General features: G+C 59.7%; 16 protein-coding genes and 2 pseudogenes. 4 read left to right on the forward strand and 14 right to left on the reverse strand.

Going from position 1 to position 20,101, the window contains the following annotated elements; translation table 11 throughout:
• Positions 1-5 precede the first annotated feature (5 nt).
• The 4 genes from IAE50_RS09920 to IAE50_RS09935 form a co-directional block, all read right to left on the reverse strand.
• Positions 6-803 (reverse strand): ABC transporter ATP-binding protein, encoded by a 798-nt coding sequence (locus IAE50_RS09920; RefSeq protein ID WP_200580165.1) that lies wholly within the window; start codon positions 801-803, stop codon positions 6-8.
• The gene (ntrB, locus tag IAE50_RS09925; protein WP_200580166.1) at positions 804-1,715 is read right to left on the reverse strand and encodes a nitrate ABC transporter permease; all 912 of its coding nucleotides are present in this window, start codon (positions 1,713-1,715) and stop codon (positions 804-806) included.
• 12 nt (positions 1,716-1,727) lie between these two features.
• The gene (locus IAE50_RS09930) at positions 1,728-2,990 is read right to left on the reverse strand and encodes a CmpA/NrtA family ABC transporter substrate-binding protein (protein ID WP_042714883.1); all 1,263 of its coding nucleotides are present in this window, start codon (positions 2,988-2,990) and stop codon (positions 1,728-1,730) included.
• A gap of 256 nt (positions 2,991-3,246) precedes the next feature.
• On the reverse strand, positions 3,247-4,464 hold the full coding sequence (locus IAE50_RS09935; protein WP_200580167.1) for a nitrate regulatory protein: 1,218 nt from the start codon (positions 4,462-4,464) through the stop codon (positions 3,247-3,249).
• A 118-nt stretch (positions 4,465-4,582) separates the two neighbouring features.
• Between IAE50_RS09935 and IAE50_RS09940 the strand changes: the two genes are divergently transcribed.
• Positions 4,583-5,041 (forward strand): DUF943 family protein, encoded by a 459-nt coding sequence (locus IAE50_RS09940; protein WP_200580168.1) that lies wholly within the window; start codon positions 4,583-4,585, stop codon positions 5,039-5,041.
• Between the two features lie 87 nt (positions 5,042-5,128).
• Positions 5,129-6,457 (forward strand): glycoside hydrolase family 10 protein, encoded by a 1,329-nt coding sequence (locus tag IAE50_RS09945; RefSeq protein ID WP_200580169.1) that lies wholly within the window; start codon positions 5,129-5,131, stop codon positions 6,455-6,457.
• On the opposite strand, the gene IAE50_RS09950 is transcribed toward IAE50_RS09945, so the two are convergent.
• From IAE50_RS09950 to bla, 9 genes and pseudogenes are all read right to left on the reverse strand, one after another.
• Entirely contained in the window at positions 6,458-6,763 is a 306-nt protein-coding gene (locus IAE50_RS09950) for a hypothetical protein (RefSeq protein ID WP_200580170.1), read from the reverse strand.
• 27 nt (positions 6,764-6,790) lie between these two features.
• A complete protein-coding gene (locus IAE50_RS09955) occupies positions 6,791-7,342 on the reverse strand; it encodes an RNA polymerase sigma factor (protein ID WP_232044982.1) in 552 nt (183 codons plus the stop codon).
• Positions 7,332-7,763 (reverse strand): hypothetical protein, encoded by a 432-nt coding sequence (locus tag IAE50_RS09960; protein ID WP_023478826.1) that lies wholly within the window; start codon positions 7,761-7,763, stop codon positions 7,332-7,334. Before IAE50_RS09960 ends, IAE50_RS09955 begins: the two co-directional genes overlap by 11 nt.
• A gap of 141 nt (positions 7,764-7,904) precedes the next feature.
• Positions 7,905-9,980, reverse strand: coding sequence for a glycogen debranching protein GlgX (glgX, locus tag IAE50_RS09965; RefSeq protein ID WP_200580171.1), 2,076 nt, complete (start codon positions 9,978-9,980; stop codon positions 7,905-7,907).
• Between the two features lie 63 nt (positions 9,981-10,043).
• Positions 10,044-12,509, reverse strand: a complete 2,466-nt coding sequence (gene treY / locus IAE50_RS09970) for a malto-oligosyltrehalose synthase (RefSeq protein WP_232045497.1) — start codon at positions 12,507-12,509, stop codon at positions 10,044-10,046.
• A 41-nt stretch (positions 12,510-12,550) separates the two neighbouring features.
• A complete protein-coding gene (gene treZ, locus IAE50_RS09975; protein WP_200580173.1) occupies positions 12,551-14,338 on the reverse strand; it encodes a malto-oligosyltrehalose trehalohydrolase in 1,788 nt (595 codons plus the stop codon).
• Between the two features lie 117 nt (positions 14,339-14,455).
• Positions 14,456-14,599: pseudogene (locus tag IAE50_RS09980) on the reverse strand (formate dehydrogenase cytochrome b556 subunit); the annotation flags it as partial.
• 18 nt (positions 14,600-14,617) lie between these two features.
• Positions 14,618-14,821: pseudogene (locus IAE50_RS09985) on the reverse strand (hypothetical protein); the annotation flags it as partial.
• Positions 14,822-14,868: 47 nt separating this feature from the next.
• Positions 14,869-15,738, reverse strand: a complete 870-nt coding sequence (gene bla, locus IAE50_RS09990; protein ID WP_200580174.1) for a class A beta-lactamase — start codon at positions 15,736-15,738, stop codon at positions 14,869-14,871.
• 105 nt (positions 15,739-15,843) lie between these two features.
• Here bla and IAE50_RS09995 point away from each other — a divergent pair, with 105 nt between their 5' ends.
• On the forward strand, positions 15,844-16,590 hold the full coding sequence (locus IAE50_RS09995; RefSeq protein WP_200580175.1) for a metallophosphoesterase: 747 nt from the start codon (positions 15,844-15,846) through the stop codon (positions 16,588-16,590).
• A gap of 38 nt (positions 16,591-16,628) precedes the next feature.
• Here the strand turns inward: IAE50_RS09995 and IAE50_RS10000 are convergent, their stop codons facing one another.
• Positions 16,629-17,690 carry a YncE family protein gene (locus IAE50_RS10000; RefSeq protein WP_094419912.1) on the reverse strand — a complete coding sequence of 354 codons (1,062 nt, stop codon included), beginning with the start codon at positions 17,688-17,690 and terminating at the stop codon, positions 16,629-16,631.
• Positions 17,691-17,955: 265 nt separating this feature from the next.
• On the opposite strand from IAE50_RS10000, the gene pqqU reads away from it, so the two are divergent.
• The gene (gene pqqU / locus IAE50_RS10005; RefSeq protein ID WP_200580176.1) at positions 17,956-20,070 is read left to right on the forward strand and encodes a TonB-dependent receptor PqqU; all 2,115 of its coding nucleotides are present in this window, start codon (positions 17,956-17,958) and stop codon (positions 20,068-20,070) included.
• Positions 20,071-20,101: the final 31 nt, after the last annotated feature.

The raw sequence follows: 20,101 nt of genomic DNA on the forward strand, positions 1-20,101 counted from the left end.
ACTCCTCAGGCCACGGCTTTATGTTTTTCATGCAGGAAGTGCAGCACCTGCTGGCGGTAGTGATGAAACTGCGCATCGTTAGCCAGCGCCAGCCGTGAGCGCGGACGCGGCAGCGTCACCTCCAGCACCTCGCCCACTTTCGCCGCCGGGCCGTTGGTCATCATCATGACCCGGTCTGAGAGCAGCACCGCTTCGTCGACGTCATGGGTGATCAGCACAATGGTGGTGTTGAGCTGGGTCTGGATCTCCATCACCGCATCCTGCAAATGGGCGCGCGTCAGGGCATCGAGTGCGCCGAAAGGCTCATCCATCAGCAGCACTTTCGGCTTCATCGCCAGCGCGCGGGCAATGCCGACACGCTGCTTCATGCCGCCGGAGATCTCGCCGGGGCGCTTATGCATCGCATGCCCCATATGCACCAGTTCAAGGTTGTGGGCGATCCACGCCTGCATCTCGCTTTTGCTCATCTCGCCTTTAAATACCTGGTGTACCGCCAGCGCGACATTCTCCGCTGCCGTCAGCCACGGCAGCAGGGAGTGGTTTTGAAACACCACCCCGCGTTCGGGGCCGGGGCCGACGATCTCCTGGTTATCGCACAGCAGAACCCCTTGCGTCGGGCGGCTCAGCCCGGCAATCAGGTTTAAGAGCGTTGACTTCCCGCAGCCGGAGTGGCCAATCAGGCTGACCGTCTCCCCCTGGGCGATGGTAAAGCTGACATCATCAAGGGCGACAAACGGCCCACTGGCGGTGGCAAAGGTTTGGGTCACGTTTTCGACCCGGATAATGGCGTGCGTCTTTTTCATTTATGACTCCCGGCGAGTGTCGTAGCTAAAACGGCGGGCAATGGCCATCAGCCCCTGCTCCAGCGCCATCCCCACCACGCCAATCAGAAGAATGGCGATGATGATGTTTTGCACATTGAGGTTGTTCCACTCATTCCAGATCCAGAAACCGATGCCGACACCGCCGGTCAGCATCTCGGCGGCGACAATCACCAGCCAGGCGATACCGATTGATAAGCGCACGCCGGTGAGGATGTGTGGCAGCACGGCGGGAAAGAGGATTTTGCGCATCACGGTGAACTCACTGAGCTTCAAAACGCGCGCGACGTTGAGGTAATCCTGCGGAATACGCATTACCCCTTCGGCAGTGTTGAGGATCATCGGCCAGATGGAGCAGATAAAAATCGTCCACGTCGAGGCCGGTTCGGCGCGCTGAAACAGCAGCAGACCAATCGGCAACCACGCCAGCGGGCTGACCGGACGCAGCAGCGCGATCAACGGGCCAAACATGCGGGCGATAAAGCGGAAACGGCCAATCAGAAAGCCAACGGGAATGCCGACCAGCGCCGCCAGACCAAAGCCGAGCGCCACGCGCTCAAGGGAGGCGAGCACGTTCCAGCCGATGCCCATATCATTTGGCCCGTCGATATAAAACGGCTCGGCGAAGAGGGTTTTTGCCGCTTCCCAGGTTTGCAGCGGTGTCGGAAAGCCTTTGCTGTTAAGCGCCGCCACCTGCCAGAGGGCGATCAGCACAACTGCGCCGAGCAGGCCGGGAATTGCGGCGGTAATAAAGCGTTGCAGCATACTGCGCAGGCGGTTTACCGGCGCGCGTTTCGCCATTAAAGGCGCAGCCGCGCTCTTCAGCGGCACAATCGCCGCGCTCTGCGGCGTGGACTCCAGTGGGATCACTTTCGGTTGGGTGTTCGCAGACATTCTTGGCCTCACTTAGCGGTGGATGGCAAAACTGTTGGCGTAGGCCGCAGGATCGCTGCCGTCCCACACTTTTCCGTCAATCAGGGTGCTGCTGCGCATCGAACTTGTGGGCACGCTGATGCCGCCCACCGCCGTCGCGGCCTGTTTGTAGAGTTCGCTGCGGTTGATCTGGCGCGCGACGGCGAGGTAGTCGGGATCGCTTTTCAGCAGGCCCCAGCGTTTTTGCTGGGTCAGAAACCAGATGCCGTCGGAGAGCCACGGGTAGCTCACCGCGCCATCGTTGAAGAAGCGCATCGCATGGGCGTCCTGCCAGGTTTTCCCTAATCCGTCTTCATAGTGGCCGAGCATCCGGCCTTCGATGGTCTCAACGGCGGTGTTGATATAGGCGCGCGCGGCGATGGTTTTTGCCGTTTCGCGGCGGTTTTCATCGGAGGCGTCGATCCAGCGCGAGGCCTCCAGCACCGCGGCGGTCAGCGCGCGCGCCGCATTGCCGTTTGCCGAGACCCACGCCGAGGTGGTGCCGAGCACCTTTTCCGGGTGATCGGGCCAGATCTGCTGGCTGGTGGCGGCGGTAAAGCCGATGCCGTCAAGAATGGCGCGCTGGTTCCACGGCTCGCCGACACAGTAGCCGCTCATATTGCCAATCTTCATGTTCACCACCATCTGCGGCGGCGGCACCACCACATTGCGCACATCGGCAAAGGGATCGATCCCGGCATTCGCCAGCCAGTAGTAGAGCCACATGGCGTGGGTGCCGCTCGGGAAGGTCTGCGCAAAGGTGTAGGTGCCCTGCGGGCTGGCGGCGATCACCTTTTTCAGCGATGCGCCATCGGTAACGCCCGCTGCTTTCAGTTGGTTCGATAAGGTGATCGCCTGACCGTTGTTGTTGAGGGTCATCAGCACCGCCATCTCGCGCTGCGGGCCAGAGACGCCAAGCTGTAAGCCGTAGACCATGCCGTAAAGCACATGGGCGGCATCTAGTTCGCCGGAGAGCAGCTTGTCGCGCACCGAGGCCCAGCTCGACTCTTTACTCGGGATAATGGTGATGCCGTACTTCTCATCAAACTTCTTCACCGCCGCCATCACCACCGGGGCGCAGTCGGTGAGCGGGATAAAGCCGACGCGCAGGGTCTTCTTCTCCGGTGCGTCCGAGCCTGCCGCCCATACGCTGTTCATCAGGCCCGGGATCAGCAGGCTGCCGCCCAGCGCCGCGCTGCCCGCCAGAAAGCGGCGGCGCGAAAGTTTACTCACGGTGTTGTCATCGTCTTGCGTCATTGCGGCATCCTGTCAGTTGAAAAAGGGGCAAAAAAAAAGCGTCCGGTTAGCGCTCAGTCTCCTGAACGCTAACGGACGCCTTTATCCGGGAAGTGATGCTGACCGCCATTAGCCAGCACCTTCGTATATAAGATAAGCAGAATGTGTGCCAGGTTTCTGATGCCTGTAAAAACAGGCGATTAGCGAATTGGCTCACACAATTTGCACCGCAACGGGCGGTGAAATGCACACCTGCGGTGCAGCTACTCCTTTGGGGTTAGAGGGGCTTTTTGCCCATTACCGCCGCGACGGAGAGCATCGCATCGGCGATCTCCGCCAGTTTCTTGTTCTGCTGCATCGCCATCTCGCGCAGGGTTTTGTGCGCCTGCGGCTCGCTCATCGCGTGGTGCTGCATCAGCAGGCTTTTCGCCCGCTCCACCAGCTTGCGCTCGGCAAGGGTGGCGCGCAGCCCGGCGAGTTCGGCATCCAGCGCCTGCAACTGGCGGGACTGCTGCTCAACCAGCTCCAGCACCGCGCGGCTCAGTTGCGGCGGGATCAGCGCCGTAAAGTGATCCTCAGCCTGCGGCAGCTGGGCGATCTCCTGACGCTGCTGCTCGGCGTCGCGCTGCGCGGTAGCAATACGCTGGCGACAGCACTGCATCACCGCCTTCTCAAGTGCATCTTCAATACGTTTCATGGCATCGATACGCATTGTAGTGACCTCAAACCAGCGCAGCGCCGCCTCCGTTGGCTCACCCGGCGGCAGCGTGCGGCTACAGGCGAGGCGGCGAAAGCGCTCCAGCTCGCGGCTCTCCTCCTGCTGCTGTTGCTGCCACAGCCCGAGGCTTGCGGCATCGGCAAACTCGCTGAAGGTGTGAAAGCAGCGCTCCTGGGCATCAATCAGCTCCACCAGTTGCTGGCTTGCTGACTCATCAACCGAACCAATGGTAAAGCCTGCCGCCACCAGCGCCCGCTCCTGCCCGGCCAGCTCTTTGCCCTGCATAAAGCTGAACAGCGCCAGCAATGCGCGTGAGACGCTGGGATCGCCGGAGGTGTCTGCCGTTTCCACGATCAGCGCCAGATGGCAGCGGATCACCTCGTTGTAGCGCTGCATCGCTTCCGGCTGGGCGATGGCGAGCTGCTGCACCTGCTCGCGCAGCGGCGGCAGCGTGCTCAGGCTGTGCAGCACGCTGGCGATGCGGCTAAAGAGCCGCGCGGCGTTGCCCCGCGCCAGCCCCTCCTGATCGAGCGTTGCCAGCTGCTGATGCACCGCCTGCGCGGCGCGCTCCACCTGCTCTGCCCGCTCGCGCAGCCGCCCGCCCCAGGTTTTCCCCTGCGAGCAGAGAAAAATATTGGCCGTGCCGCGCTCGCGTTGTAGCAGATGAATAAGCTGGCTCACCGCGCCGACCAGCTTGCCCATCTGCAACAGCTGCTGCAGGCCGGTGATTTCGCTGCGCCGCGAGGCGAGCACAAAATCGAGAGCTGAAAGCGTCATCGCACACCCTTCTCCAGAAAACCGTAGCCTCACTAAAGCAAGAAGTGTGCCGCCGCGATTGACATCAGGCGCGGGCGGGTGAGAATGCCACTTCACATCACAGGGAGAGGCTCGGGATATGGTGAAAAAAACGGCGGCACTGCTGTTACTTATCGGCGTGGTCTGGCTGGCGTGGCTGTTTCTGCGCACGCCGCAGGCGATCCGAGCCGATGACAGCGCGCTCTACGTGAAAAACCTGCCGTTGAGTGATAAAGGCAAAGTGAACTGGTGGCGCGAGAACCGCGCGGCGCTGCAAAAGCAGTTTCCGCTGCTGGTGCGCCCCGGTAACGCCGTAGTGATGATCATGAACTTCGATCGCTACGATCGCCTGCCGACAGGCACCCGCGACGGCAGTATTGATGACTACAACTGCTTTACCGATATCAGCGCGCCGGAAAACTGCATCTATAAAGAGATGGTGATGTTGATTTTCATCCATCCCGGCAAGAAAACCGTCTATAGCTTTGGTAAAACCAGTTACGAGGAGAGGCCGGACGGCAGCCTGAAACGTGTTCACGAGACCTTTAGCATTCGCTAGATAGATTCACTCACTGAATTGTTTGACTTAGCCGGTAATCCGACCAGAATGTATTTGCCCCGTATCTCGCTGAAAAAACAGAAACCTATGACCACACACCCGCGTTGTGTTACCCGGACAGGCCGCCTGAAAAAGATGGCCGTGCTGATGGCTGCGTTGCTGCTGGCCAGCTGCGCGTCGAAAGCGCCGAAATCCCTTGTGACGCCGAACCCGCCGGTGAGCAAACAGCCGCTGCCTGATGGCGGGCTGAGCCAGCCGCAAACCATGCGCGGTATCTGGCTGGCGACGGTTTCCCGTCTCGACTGGCCGCCGATCAACTCGGTAACCCTCAGCCCGGCGCTGCGCGCAGAGCAGCAGAAGGCGGCGCTGATCGCAAAGCTCGATAAGCTGCAACGCCTCGGCATTAACACCGTCTTCTTCCAGGTGAAACCGGACGCTACCGCGCTGTGGCCGTCAAAAATTTTGCCGTGGTCGGATACGCTTACCGGGGTGATTGGTCAGGATCCGGGTTACGATCCGCTGCAATTTATTCTGGATGAGGCGCACCAGCGCGGCATGAAGGTGCACGCCTGGTTTAACCCTTACCGCGTCTCGACCAATACCAAACCCTCCACGGTTGCGGAGCTTAACCGCACCCTCTCCCTGCGCCCGGCGTCGATTTTTGTTCTGCACCGGGAGTGGATCCGCACGGCGGGCGACCGTTATGTGCTCGACCCCGGTATTCCGGAAGTGCGCGACTGGATCACCAGCATTGTCGCCGAGGTGGTAGCGCGCTACCCGGTGGATGGCGTGCAGTTTGATGACTACTTCTACAGCGAAACGGCGAGTTCGGCGCTGAATGACAGCCAGACGTTTCGCCAGTATGGGCAAGGTTTTGTCGCCAAAGCCGACTGGCGTCGGCACAACACCCAGCTGTTGATTGAGCAGGTGTCGCGCACCATCAAGCAACTGAATCCTAACGTGCAGTTTGGCGTCAGCCCGGCGGGCGTCTGGCGTAATCGCTCGTTCGATCCGGCAGGTTCAGAGACGCGCGGCGCGGCAGCCTATGATGAATCCTTTGCCGATACCCGCCGCTGGGTGCAACAGGGGTTGCTCGACTATATTGCGCCGCAGATCTACTGGCCCTTTACCCGCGATGCCGCGCGCTACGATGTGCTGGCGAAGTGGTGGGCGCAGGTGGTGAAACCGACAAACACTAAGCTCTATATTGGCGTGGCGCTCTATAAAGTGGGTGAGCCGTCGAGAATGGAGCCGGAGTGGACGCGCGACGGTGGCGTGCCGGAGCTAAGAAAGCAGATTGAGATGAATGAAACCCTGCCGGGTATTGCCGGGACGATCCTGTTCCGCGAAGGTTACCTGGCGCAGCCGCAGACCCGCCAGGCGGTAGACTACCTACAGGGGCGCTGGGGGCGGTAATTACGGGATCCATTTCCAGTAAAAATCGCCAAGTAAACGTATTACGCGCGCGGTTTTGTTCATAGCCCTCTCCAGCCAGTCCGCAAAGCGCGAGCGTAGCCGTGGCTCTTTCACGGCCACGCCACGCTCCCTTAACGCCTCCCATGCCGCGTGGCGCACGGCGAAGACAAAATCCTCATTCGCCAGCGTGACCAGCGCTTGTGTGCTGCGCGCACTCTGCTCCTGTTGCAGGCGGGCAATCAGATCCAGCCGCTTGCGGTAGTCGCTTTTGTCGTGCACGAGGCGAGTTAGCTCCTCATCCGTCACGCCCTTCTCCTTCCTGGTGGCTGTTAGTTACTCCCCGGTCAGCGCGTCATAGAGCGTTTGCATGCGCGCGCGCAGATAGAGCACCGCTTTATGCTTGCGCGACAGCAGGGTCTGCACGCTGACGCCCAGCTCCTGCGCCAGGGCTTTGCAAGTGTAACCCTGTAACTCGGTTTTTTCGAACACCTCGCGCTGTGCTTCGGGCAGCTCTGCCAGCGCCCGGCCCAACTCCTCCCACAAAAGCCCCTTCAGATACTCCTCTTCCGGCGTCTGGGCGATGCCAAACAGCGTTTCGGCTACCTCATCTTCAACGAAGTCTGACTCCTCATCACCGTCAGCAAACAGGCCCGATAATGGCACTTCCCGCTTTTTACGCGCCCGGTCGGTCATCTCGTTGCGGGCGGCGCGAAACAGCCAGGCGGCGACATTCTCCACCGGCTGCTCAACCTTCATTAACTGCCAGCTGATCTCCTGGAGGATATCTTCGCTCTCCTCTTTCACCGGCGAGCGGCTGCGGATAAAGGCTTTCAGCTTTGAGCGGCAGGCGTTCAGCGCCGTGATAAGTGCGGACTCAGTCGTCATGACGCGGGTCATCGCGCTCACCCGCGTTCGGACGCTGCTGCTCCGGCTCACCGCGACGTTCGTGCCAGCCGCAGTGGCCGTGGCGGCGAAAACCTTCGCGGCGTTTTTCGACAAACTCTTCGCGCTGCTCCGGCGTCATCGCCATCCAGCGCTCATGCATACGACGGTGGGCGCGGCCCATGCCGAACATGCCGGGGCGAAAACCGAGGCCACCAAAGAGAATGCGCGACAGCACCAGGATCCCGAGCGCCTGCCAGAAGCCGATGCTCTTTACCCCAAGGATCTCTGGCAACAGCGCGTTCCACAGCGACATCACCACCAGGCCGAGCACCACAAACAGCGCGGCGCCAATGATCAGCGGCTTCGCGCCGCGATGGCGACCAAAACCGTGCTGCCGTTCATTCATATGAAAATCTCTCATTGTTTTTCTTCCTCATCAGATTAGCGAATAAATACCTGTGATGAAGTAGACGAATGAGCGCGGGAAATATTGCTAAAAAAGTGAAATAAAAAAACAGGCGCAACGAGTGCGCCTGAAAAAGTGCGGAGTAACAGGAAACTATTACGGGCGGCGGAACAGCGCGATGCTGCGGCCTTCCAGCTCGAAATCCTTCTCTTTGGTGATAACGATCCCGCGTTTCACCGTATCGGAGGTGGTCAGTTCCAGCACCCAGCCTCCTTCACCAAACTGCGGAATGCGGAATGGTACGTTGCCTTCAAACGGGTTGAACAGCATCAGCACGTCGTGCCAGATGCCATCTTCCTCTTGCAGATCGGCGCGGCCAATATAGACGCCGAGCGTGGTTCCCTCTTCCCACTGTTCCGGCAGCTGCTCGCCGCCGCCGGCGTTGTACCACTTGATCTCCATCCCGTCGCGCCAGTTTTCGCGGCGCAGCAGCGGCTGCGCGGCGCGCAGTTCAATCACCTGGCGGGTAAACTCGCGCAGCGCTTCGTTCGCGCCGTTTAAGGTGTCCCAATGAATCCAGGAGATCTCGCTATCCTGGCAGTAACCGTTGTTATTGCCGGACTGGCTGCGGCCAAACTCGTCGCCCGCCAGCAGCATCGGCGTGCCGTGGGAGAAGAGCAGCGTGGCGAGGAAGTTGCGTTTCTGGCGCTCGCGCACGGCGTTGATGCCTTCATCGTCGGTCGGGCCTTCCGCGCCGTAGTTATAGGAGCGGTTGTCATTGTGACCGTCGTTGTTATCTTCGCCGTTCGCCTCGTTATGTTTTTCGTTGTACGACACCAGGTCGTTAAGCGTAAAACCGTCGTGGGCGGTGATGAAGTTGACGCTCGCCCACGGACGACGCCCGCGCAGATCGTAGAGATCGCCGGAGCCGAGCAGGCGGGCCGCGAAATCGGTCGAGACGTTATCGCCCTTCCAGTATTCACGCAGCGTATCGCGGTATTTGTCGTTCCACTCCGCCCAGCCCGGCGGGAAGCCGCCAACCTGGTAACCGCCAGGGCCGATATCCCACGGCTCACCAATCAGTTTCAGCTTTGAGAGCACCGGATCCTGGGTGATGGCGTCGAAGAAGCCGCCGCGCTGGTCAAACCCTTCCGGCTCGCGGCCAAGAATGGTGCCGAGGTCGAAGCGGAAACCGTCGATATGCATCGATTCCGACCAGTAGCGCAGGGAGTCCGTCACCATTTGCAGCACGCGCGGATGGGAGGTGTTCACCGTGTTGCCGGTACCGGTATCGTTGATGTAGTAACGATGCTGATCCGGCAGCGTGCGGTAGTAAGAGAAGTTATCGATGCCCTTAAAGGAGAGCGTCGGGCCGAGTTCATTACCTTCGGCGGTGTGGTTATAAACCACGTCGAGGATCACCTCGATACCCGCATCGTGGAAGGCGCGCACCATGTCGCGGAACCCCTGGATGCCGCGCGGGCCGTAGTAACGCGAGGCGGGCGCAAAGAAACCGAGGGTGTTGTAGCCCCAGAAGTTGTGCAGCCCTTTATCGAGCAAGTGCTGATCGTCCGGGAACCAGTGCACCGGCAGCAGCTCTACCGAGGTGATGCCGAGGCTCTTGATATAGTCGACCGTCGCCTTGTGCCCCATCCCTTCAAAGGTGCCGCGCAGATCCTGCGGGATGCCCTGATTAAGCTGGGTGAAACCCTTAACGTGGGTTTCGTAAATGATGGCGCTCGGCCAGGCGATATTCGGCCGGTTTTGATCCTGCCACTCAAACTCGTTGGGATCGATAACCCGGCACTTCGGCGTAAACGGTGCGCTGTCGCGCTCGTCAAAGGTTAAATCTTTATCTTCGTGCAGCAGATCGTAGGCAAAGTGCGCTTCGTTCCACTCAATATCGCCAACCAGCTCCCGCGCATAGGGGTCGACCAGCAGTTTGTTGGGGTTGAAGCGATGGCCGTTTTCCGGGTCGTACGGGCCATGCACACGGTAGCCATAGAGGGCACCGGGTTTCAGGCCTGGCACATAGCCGTGCCAGATTTCATGGGTATATTCCGGCATTTCCAGGCGGGCAATCTCCTGTTTGCCGCTCGGATCGTATAAGCAGAGTTCCACGCGATGAGCGTGAGCTGAAAAGAGCGCAAAGTTCACGCCCTCACCGTCGTAATTCGCACCGAGTTGCTGGCCGTGCCCCGCCGTGATGTGATATGGCTTACCGTTAGACATGATCCCTCTTTCTCTTATTTAGAGCGTCACCTGACTTAACCCAACCAGTCGCATAAAGTCGTTTTATGCGCTGACCAGTACTGCAAACGTAAAACCGCCAATCGACCGCAAATTGACGCGATCGTTGAGCAACACATCCTCTCCGCTAAGCATATCCCGGTAATGGCGATGCGCCAGCCGCTCCGGTAACGGGATCACCGCTCCGTTCAGGCTGCCATCCAGCGCGCCAAACAGCAGGCGCGGTGCCAGCACAATCAGCGCGTCATCCTCATCAACACGCGCGAAGGCGATGACATTATCTGCCTGCTCGCCGTCGGCGTTCAGCGGCAAATACTCACCGTGGCGGAACAGCGCCGGTTTCTCCTGACGCAGGTGCAGCAGGCGCGCGATAAAGGATTGCTTCAGCTGACCGCTCGACCACCCCTCCTGCAAACGCGGGTCGGCGTGCTCCTGGGCATCGAGCAGGCGCTCCAGTTCCGGATAGTCCGGCTCCAGGCGGTTGTCCGGGTCAACGAGGCTGAAATTGAGCGCTTCGCTGCCCTGGTAGATATCCGGTACGCCCGGCGCGGCCAGCTTAATCAGCGTCTGGGTCAGGCTATTCACCAGCCCGGCGCGGATAAATGGCAGTAAAGATGTGGTGAAATCCTGTAAAAATGGCTGATTATCCGGCGAAAGCAGGTGGCGAACGTAGTCCAGCACCGCGCTTTCATAGGCATCGTTGCTGTCGACCCAGTCGGTACGCTGTTTCGCTTCGCGCAGCGCCTTCTCGACAAACTCAACAAAACGCCCCTCCAGCGCTTTCAGCCCTTCGGCATCGTCCGGCTGCAACGTCACCGGCCAGACGCCTGCCAGCGCCTGGTAGATCATCCACGCTACCGCCGGACGTGGCGCGGGGCCATCCTCCAGCATGCTCACTTTCTCTTCGTTCATTTCACGCCAGCGGGTCACGCACTCGGCCCAGCGCGCGGGCGCTTCCGTCAGGGTGTAAAGCCTGGCGCGCGCATCTTCCCCGCGCTTGGTGTCGTGGGTCGAGGTGCCGGAGAGCGCGTCGGGCTGTTTCTCAAGCCGTGTCTGCATCTCCTGATGGAAACGGGCAAGGGAAAAGTTACGGCGTAACGGCTCGGCACCCACTTCGTTGAGGGCGAGATCCATGTTCTGACGGAAGAAGAGCGTATCTTCCACCGATTTGGCCATCAGCGGCCCGGTTAACTGCTGGAAGCGGGTACGGAAACGGGCAGCCTCTTCACGCGCGCTGTCAGGCAGATCGCCGGTCAGAATACGGGTAATAAAGTCGAGCGCGGTTGGCTCCGGGGCAAAGCTGCTGGCCTTCACCTTCGAGACCACTTTTTGCAGCAGCGCCAGGTCGGCAGGCGGCAGACCCTGCGCTGTGCCGTAGGTGCGATAGACCGGGAAAGCGATCAGCAGCTCGCGCAACGCCTGGCGCAACGCCTCTTCAGCAGGTGCAGAGGCTTCATGCCCGGCGATCTCACCGGCAAGTCGCAGCAGCACGCTGAACTCTCCGGCAAAGTTACGATCGACCATCAGCAGCTTCGCCGAGCGCAGCTCTGCTTTCATGTCGACCGGTTTACCGACCACCTGATCGTAAGCCTCGCGCAGGCCGTCGAGATTCTCATCATCAACCAGCACATCGGAGAGCGCAGCGATAAACTCATACCCGGTGGTGCCGGAAACCGGCCAGTCTTCGGGCAGATGCTCACCTTTACCGAGGATCTTCTCAACGGTGATATGGCACTCATCGCCCGCTTTCTGCCGCAAGCGCATCAGGTAGCCACGCGGGTCGGCAAGGCCGTCGACGTGATCGACGCGCAGGCCATCGACCGCGCCGCTGTGCACCAGTTCGAGGATCAGTTTATGGGTGTCATCAAAGACCTGATCATCTTCCACCCGCATGCCGACGAGGCCGGTGATTTCAAAGAAGCGGCGATAGGAGAGATCGCTCGCCGCATCGCGCCAGCTCATCAGCCGCCAGGGCTGCTGCTCGTGCAATTCGGCAATTTTCGCCGCATCGGTCAGGCCAAGAATTTCCTGCTCGCGCCCCTGCCAGCTCGCTTCCACCAGCGGGTAAACGCTCTCGTAATAGACAAATGCCGGTTTACCGGTTTGCGGGTCGGCTTCCACTTTCAGCTCGCCCTTCTCCACCACGGCGTCAAAATCTTCGCCGAGGAACGGCAGCGTCAGGCGGCGCGACCAGTCGATATCAAAATGGCGCGCCCATGGGCTCTTTTCGCCCTTAGCAATCACATCGCGCCACCAGGCGTTCTCCAGAGAAGCGGCCATATGGTTTGGCACGATATCAATGATCAGCCCCAGCCCGGCGGCTTTCAGCGCCTGCGCCAGCTTGTCGAACCCTTCCCGACCGCCAAGGGTCGGGTCGATCTCGTTAGCGTCGGTGACGTCATACCCGTGCGTGGAGCCGGAAGTGGCGGTAAAAATAGGTGAAGCGTAAAGGTGGCTGATGCCCAGCTTTTTGATATAGGGCACCAGCGCCACGGCGCGCTCAAAGGTCATGCCGTTACGAAACTGCAGGCGGTAGGTTGCGGTTGGCGTGCTCACTCGGCTTCTCCCTGCGATAAACGAACAATAATGGCATTCTGCGCCAGTTCGGCACCCGCCTCAGGCCAGGCAAAAAGCGTTTCGCCTGGCAGTTCCGGTAGCGGCTGGCTGGCCGTACCGATATTCAGCGCCATCGAGAGCGTGCCCTGCGGCAGCGCCCAGCGCACGGCGATAAAACCGGGCGCAGTGGCAATAATCTCGCCCTGCTGGCGGGTCGCGCCGCGTAACAGCGGCACAATCTGCTGCTGGCGCAGGGCGAGCAGTTCACGGCTAAACGCCAGCCAGCGCTGCCCTTCCACGCTGTGCGGGCGCGTCCAGTCGAGCTGGGAGCGGGTAAAGGTTTCCGGATCGTTCGGATCGGGCACATCTTCCCCTTCATGCCCGGCGTGGCCTTCAAATTCACGCGTGCGCCCTTCGCGCACCGCTTTTGCCAGATCGCCGTGGAAATCGGTAAAGAAGAGGAACGGATTGGTTTCGCCATACTCTTCGCCCATAAACAGCAGCGGAATATGCGGCGACAGCAGCAGCGTCGCGAGCATCACGCGGGTGCGATCGGCTCCGGCTAATGAGATCAGGCGATCGCCCTGCGCGCGGTTGCCTACCTGGTCATGGTTCTGGATAAAGTCAACAAACGCCACCGGCGGTTGTTGGGTGCTGTCGACCCCGCGCGGTTCGCCCGCGTGCTGCGACACTTCGCCCTGGTAGGCAAAGCCTTCAGCCAGCACGCGCGCTACCCATTTTTCCGGGCTGTCGGCAAAATCTTCGTAATAGGCGTGCGTCTCGCCGGTGGCGAAGACGTGTACCGCGTTGTGGAAATCATCGTTCCACTCGCCGGTAAAGAGCGTGGCGGTGCCGGATTCATCGCGCGGATGCAGCGAGACGATATTGCGGCTGTCTTCGGTGGTGAGATGGATCGGGCGGTCGGTGATCTCCTGGCGAATGCGTTTGGCGATCTCGACCAGGATATGCGGCTCGTTGGTGTCCTCAATCTGGTCGATAGCGTCGAAACGCAGGCCGTCGAGGTTGTACTCATGCAGCCAGTAGAGCGGCGCTTCGCTAATATAGGCGCGCGCGGCGTCGACGTCATAAGCAATGCCCGCGCCCCACGGCGTCTGGCGCTCTTTGTGGAAGAAATCGGGCGACAGCAGCGGCAGGTAGTTGCCCTCCGGCCCAAAGTGGTTAAGCACGATATCGAGCACCACCGACAGGCCGTAGCCGTGGGCAGCGTCAACAAAAGCTTTGAAATCATCGGGCGTGCCGTAGGCAGAGTGCGGCGCATAGAGCAGTACGCCGTCATAGCCCCAGCCGCGGGTGCCGCCAAATTGCGAGACCGGCATCACCTCAACCATGGTGACGCCAAGCTCAGCGAGATAGGGTAATTTTTCGATCGCCGCCTGAAAGGTGCCCTGCGGCGTAAAGGTGCCGATATGTAATTCGTAAACCACCGCCTCTTCCCACGGGCGGCCCTGCCAGTCAGCGTGTTGCCACTGATAGCTTTCAGGATCGACAACCAGCGACGGGCCGTTAACCTCTGCCAGCTGGCCGCGCGAGGCGGGATCGGGGATCGCCATACCGTCGGCGAGGACAAATTGATACTGCGCGCCTGCGTTCACGCGGGAGATGGTGGTTTCAAACCACCCCTCTTCGCTGCGCGTCATCGGCTTCTCTTGCCCGTCAAGACGTAGCGTTACGCTCTGCTGACCGGTGGCCCACAAACGGAAGCGAACCGCGCCGTCGGCCAGTCGCTCTGCACCCCATGTTTTTGAAAACGTTTTGGTCGCCATGCAATTACCTCTCCACGATGCCACGATGAACAATCATAGACGATAATTGGCAACCCGATGGGCGCAGGTCGGAGGTGTACGTCGCCCGGTACAGCGCTGTATACCGGGCGATGGCGGTTATTGTCTCTGCTTGTCCTCCTGCGCTTCGACCTCACGGTACCAGCGCGGATGGTGCTTTTTAGCCCAGCGGCGGCTCACTCTCCCCTCAATCATCCCGGTGATCGAGCCTTTAACCCAGAAGGCCATGTAGATATGCATGAGGAAAAAGGCGAGCATCATCGTCCAGTGGCGGAACAGCTTGGTTATCGAGTAGGTGGTGGCGACATAGGGCAATGTTTCCGCGTTGCCCATGTTGTTTCGGTCACTGGCAAAGATCCTTGCCGCCGGGCAGGAAGCAACTTGCGGGTGCAGCGGGTTGGTGCCAATCGGCAATTTGATGGGGTCGTCATGTTCCGGGAACGGGCCGTCGTTCATCTTGTCGAGGCAGAGATAAAATTCAACTTAAGCCGGTTTTATCCCTGCCCGTTTATTTAGCGCGTTGCCTCAAATATGCTTTTGCCGATGCGTGCAATGGCATCGTTACTTTGCGCCAGCGTCGCTTCTGTTTGCGTAATATAGACAGAGACAATTATTGGCTGCCCTTTTTTCGGCCACACCACGCTGATAATTGAGCGCGAACCGTAGGCGCCGGCGCCGGTCTTATCACCGATTTTCCAGCCGGATGGCAGCGACGCGCGCAGCAGCGCATCGGCAACGTTGTCATCCTTCATCCACTGCACCAGCTGCGCACGGCTTTCGGGTTTGAGCGCGTCGCCGAGCGTCAGTTTCTCCAGCGTGTGGCTGACGGCGAGCGGCGTGGTGGTGTCCTGCAGATCGCCGGGCACGGCGCTGTTCAGCTCCGGCTCTTTACGATCCATTCGCGTGACGTTGTCACCTAAACCGGCAAGCAAGGCGGTGACCTTCTGCGGGCCGCCCAGTTTCTGCGCCACCAGATTAGCGGCGGTATTATCGCTGTAGCTAATCGCCGCGCTGCACACCTGCTGCCAGCTCATGCTTTTTGGCGCGACAAATTTGCTGGTTACCGGTGAATAGTCCACCAGCGGCTCTTTGCTGAACTGCGTGGTGTCGCTGAGGGCAAACTCCCCCCGATCAACCTTGCTGAGCAGCGCGCCGCAGAGCAGCGCTTTATGGGTGCTGTTCAGCGGAAAACGCTCATCACCGCGGTAGCTGACGCTCTTACCCGAGGCGGTATCGATCACCGCGATACCGATGCGCGCGTGCAGCTTCTCCTCCTGCAAACGGGCAATGGCGGTGAGGGTTGCCGCATCGATGGTGGCGGCGTTGGCGGCTGACGCGCCGAGCAGAAGTAGCGCGAGAGATGATTTAGCAGGCAGATGCATAGCAATAATCCTTGTTAAGCGGTGAATATTATATCTGCCGGATTATGCCTGATGGCGTAGCGCTGCCATACTGCTGATTGATAACTCACCTCATCCGGGGACACGATGCGCATTGCTCAACTTAGCGATATTCACGCCGCAGCCGATAACGACAACCTCGCCCGGCTGCGTGCCGCCGTTGCTTGGCTTCTCGCCTTCCCGCCCGATATCGTGGTGGTAAGCGGCGATCTGGCAGATGATGGCTGGGCTGAGGGGTATCGCGATATCGCCGCACAGCTTAGCCGTTTGCCCTGCCGCACCCTGCTGCTGGCGGGTAACGCCGATGATAAAACGGTGATGTGCGCGACGATGCCGCAGCTGGCGGCATACTCCGCTGAAGAACCGCTGCATTTCAATGAAACGGTTGAAGGGATTTCGCTGATTGGCGTGGATGTGACGGTTGCCGGGAAAAGCGGCGGCGATATTACGCCCCATCTGCCGTGGCTGGAGCAGGCTTTGCGCGAGGTGGCGCAACCGGCAATGCTCTTTTTGCATCAGCACCTCTTCCCGAGCGGCATTGCGCCGCTGGATACGGCAATGTGCGAAGGTGGTGAGGCGCTGACGGCGCTGATTAACCGCCTGCCGCACCCGCCGCTGGCGATCTGCTGCGGGCATGTGCACCGCGCGATGGCATCGACCTTCTCCGGTGTGGCCGCCTACTGTTGCGGCTCCATCTGCCCGGCAAATCCGCTGCTGCTGGATGAGAACAACGTTCCGCCGATTACCGATCCCGTCTCCCTGATGCTTCACGACATCAGCCCGCAGGGTCGGGTCAGCCATTTTATCGGCGTAGAAACGGTTGAGGATCGGTAAAAAAAAGCTCCCCGCAGGGAGCTTGTTGCTGCTGGCTGTTACAGCGCGATACGGATGATATCGTCCGGCTGCGTGGCCTCTTTTTCGCGGCTCGACGCCTGTTTTACGCTGACGTAGAGCGTTTTGCCATCCGGCGACAGCGCGAGGCTGTTCGGGTGCGTCGGGGTGTCGAAACTCTTCACGACCTTGTAGCTCTTCGCGTCGATAACGCTCACTTTGCCCGCCTCGCGGTGCGTGACATAGACTTCGTTGCGCGCCGGGTTAAACAGCACCGCCAGCGATTCCGGGGCGGCGACGCGTTGCAGCACCTTGCCGGAGCGGGTATCAACAACCAGCACTTCCGCCGCTTTCGAGTCGGTGATAAAGGCGCGGTGACCGGCGGTATCAAGGCTCAGGTTAAGATAGAAGTGCTCTTTCCCGTCATCCTGCAACTTCTTGCGGTCGATAATTTTGTTAGTCGCGGTATCAATGGTCAGCAGTTCGCCATCACCGTTGGTGCTGTAAAGACGTTTCGCGGCGGCATCAAGCGCCAGCCCGGTGCTGTATGTGCCGGTGTTCGCAATTGTGCTTTTCAGCGTCATCGCTGCGCCGTCGACCACCCAGATGGCGCTCTCTTTACCGACGCCCGTCACGTAAAGCGTATTGGTGGTGTCATCTACCACCAGTTCTCGTGGGCTAAGCGGACGCACGGTGTCGGAACGTTTACGCCCATCAAGCACTACGCGGCCTTTGATATCACCGGTTTTTGCATCGACGGCAGTGACTGAACCATTCACGGTATTGCCGAACCAGAGCGTCTGCGTCTGCTGGTTGATCGCCGCGCCAAAGGGTTTCACATCGCTGTGAATGGCCTGGGTGATATCCAGGTTGGCGGGATCGAGGCGGTAGATCACACCGCCTTTATCGGTTTTGCGGCTTTGCGAGGTGGCAACCCATAAGGCGTTCTCCTGCTGGCTGACGGCCATCTCATACGCGCCCTTACCGACCGCTTTGCGCAGCATCTCTTCGGCTGCGTGGGCGCTGAATGAGCCTGCCAGCAGCAACGAACCGAGGAACAGCGCACGGTGCAGGCGCGACGAAGAAAAATGAGCTAAAGACATAACGACTCCCTTTGTTGAAATTATGATTACCGATTCACAAGCATCCAGTGCACGAAACTGCGGTTCCGCTTATTGTTGTAGGTGAGAATAGTAATCATTTATGTTCGTAAAGTGGAGTCTTAATCGTTGATCGCGGCAAATTTCCTGCCGCCATATAGACTCATTCTTAACCTAACGTGCGTTCAACATTTTCAAATAATTTACATATCCATTAACATGTTGCCGCATTTTTCTTTTTTTGCTCCTCTTTCAACTCGGTTCCGTCATGAAAATCATTTCAGTTACAAAGGTCACGCTGCCCGTTTTGCTGCTGCCTGTTGCACTCTCTACCTCCGCCTGGGCGGCCTCTGGTGAACAAACCATGATCGTCAGCGCTGCGCCGCAGGCGGTCTCGGAGCTTGATAGCCCCGCTGCGGTCAGCGTGGTTCAGGGCGATGATATTCGCCAGGCCGCGCCGCGCGTGAACCTCTCTGAATCAATGGGCAGCGTGCCGGGGTTGCAGGTGCAGAACCGACAGAACTACGCCCAGGATCTGCAACTCTCCATTCGCGGGTTTGGCTCGCGTTCCACCTATGGCGTGCGCGGCATTCGCCTCTATGTCGATGGTATTCCCGCCACCATGCCGGATGGCCAGGGGCAGACCTCGAATATCGATCTCAACAGCGTTGAGCATATTGATGTGCTGCGCGGCCCCTTCTCTGCCCTCTACGGTAATGCCTCCGGCGGCGTGATGAACGTGACGACGCAGACCGGGCGCGAACCGGCCACCGTCGAAGCGAGCAGCTATTACGGTAGCTTTGGCAGCTGGCGCTATGGTATGAAAGCCACCGGCGCCATGGGCGACGGCACCCACGCGGGCGATGTGGATTACACCGCCTCGACCACCCGCTTTGTTACCCACGGCTATCGCGACCGCAGCGGCGCGCGTAAAAATCTGGCTAACGCCAAACTGGGCGTGCGCATTGATGAGGCCAGCAAGCTGAACCTCATCTTTAACAGCGTTGATATTAAAGCGGACGATGCGGGCGGGCTGAGCCGCGAAGAGTGGCGGGCCAATCCGCGCCAGTCGCCGCGCGCCGATGCGTTTCACACGCGTAAAACCATCAAACAGACCCAGGCGGGCCTGCGCTATGAGCGTCAACTGACCGAGCGCGACGATCTGAGCGTGATGATGTATGCCGGTGAGCGTGAAACCACACAGTATCAGTCGATTCCCCGCGCGCCGCAGCTCAAACCGACCCACGCTGGCGGAGTGATCAACCTGAGCCGCCACTATCAGGGCATTGATACGCGCTGGACGCACAAAGGCGAGCTGGGCGTGCCGATGACCTTCACCGCCGGTCTGAACTACGAAAACATGAGTGAAGAGCGTAAAGGCTATGAAAACTTCATCATGAATGGCATCACGCCGGAGTATGGGCAGAAAGGCAACCTGCGCCGTAACGAGCGCAACCTGATGTGGAACGTCGATCCCTATCTGCAAACCGCCTGGCAGCTTACCGAGAAACTGTCGCTGGATGCGGGCGTGCGCTACAGCTCGGTCTGGTTTGACTCCAACGACCACTATGTGACCGCGCAGAATGGCGATGACAGCGGTGATGCGAGCTACCACAAGTGGCTCCCGGCCGCCTCGCTGAAATATGCAGTCACCCCGGCGTGGAATATCTATACCGCCGCCGGACGCGGTTTCGAAACGCCGACTATCAACGAACTCTCTTACCGCTCCGGCGATCAGAGCGGGCTGAACTTCGCGCTGAAACCGGCTACTAACGACACGCTGGAGATCGGCAGCAAAACCCGCATCGGTAACGGTCTGCTGACGGCGGCGCTGTTCCGCACCGATACCGATAATGAAATTGTTGCCGACAGCAGCAGCGGCGGACGCACCAGCTATAAAAACGCCGGGAAAACGCGTCGCCAGGGCGTTGAACTCTCTGTCGATCAGCAGTTCGCCGGTAACTGGCGTGCGAAAGCGGCCTGGACCTGGCTGGACGCAACCTACCGCAGCGAAGTGTGTGGTGACGCGTCCTGCGAAGGCAACCGCATTCCGGGCATCGCGCGTAATATGGGCTTTGCTTCACTGGGCTGGATGCCGGAGGAAGGCTGGTACGCTGGCGCGGATGTGCGTTATATGAGCAACATCATGGCTAATGATGAGAACAGCGCCAAAGCCCCCTCCTACACCGTCGCCGGGCTGAATACCGGGTATAAGTTCAACTACGGCAACTGGATGATGGATCTCTTTGGCCGCGTCGATAACCTCTTCGACCGTAACTATGTCGGGTCGGTGATCGTCAACGAATCCAATAACCGTTACTACGAACCGGCTCCGGGGCGTAACTACGGCGTTGGCTTATCGGTGGCCTACCAGTTTAATTAAGCCACACCGCAGGCAATAAAAAGCCCGGCCA

It is taken from the genome of Kosakonia sp. S42, from assembly GCF_016624785.1.
Taxonomy (GTDB): Bacteria; Pseudomonadota; Gammaproteobacteria; order Enterobacterales; family Enterobacteriaceae; genus Kosakonia; species Kosakonia cowanii.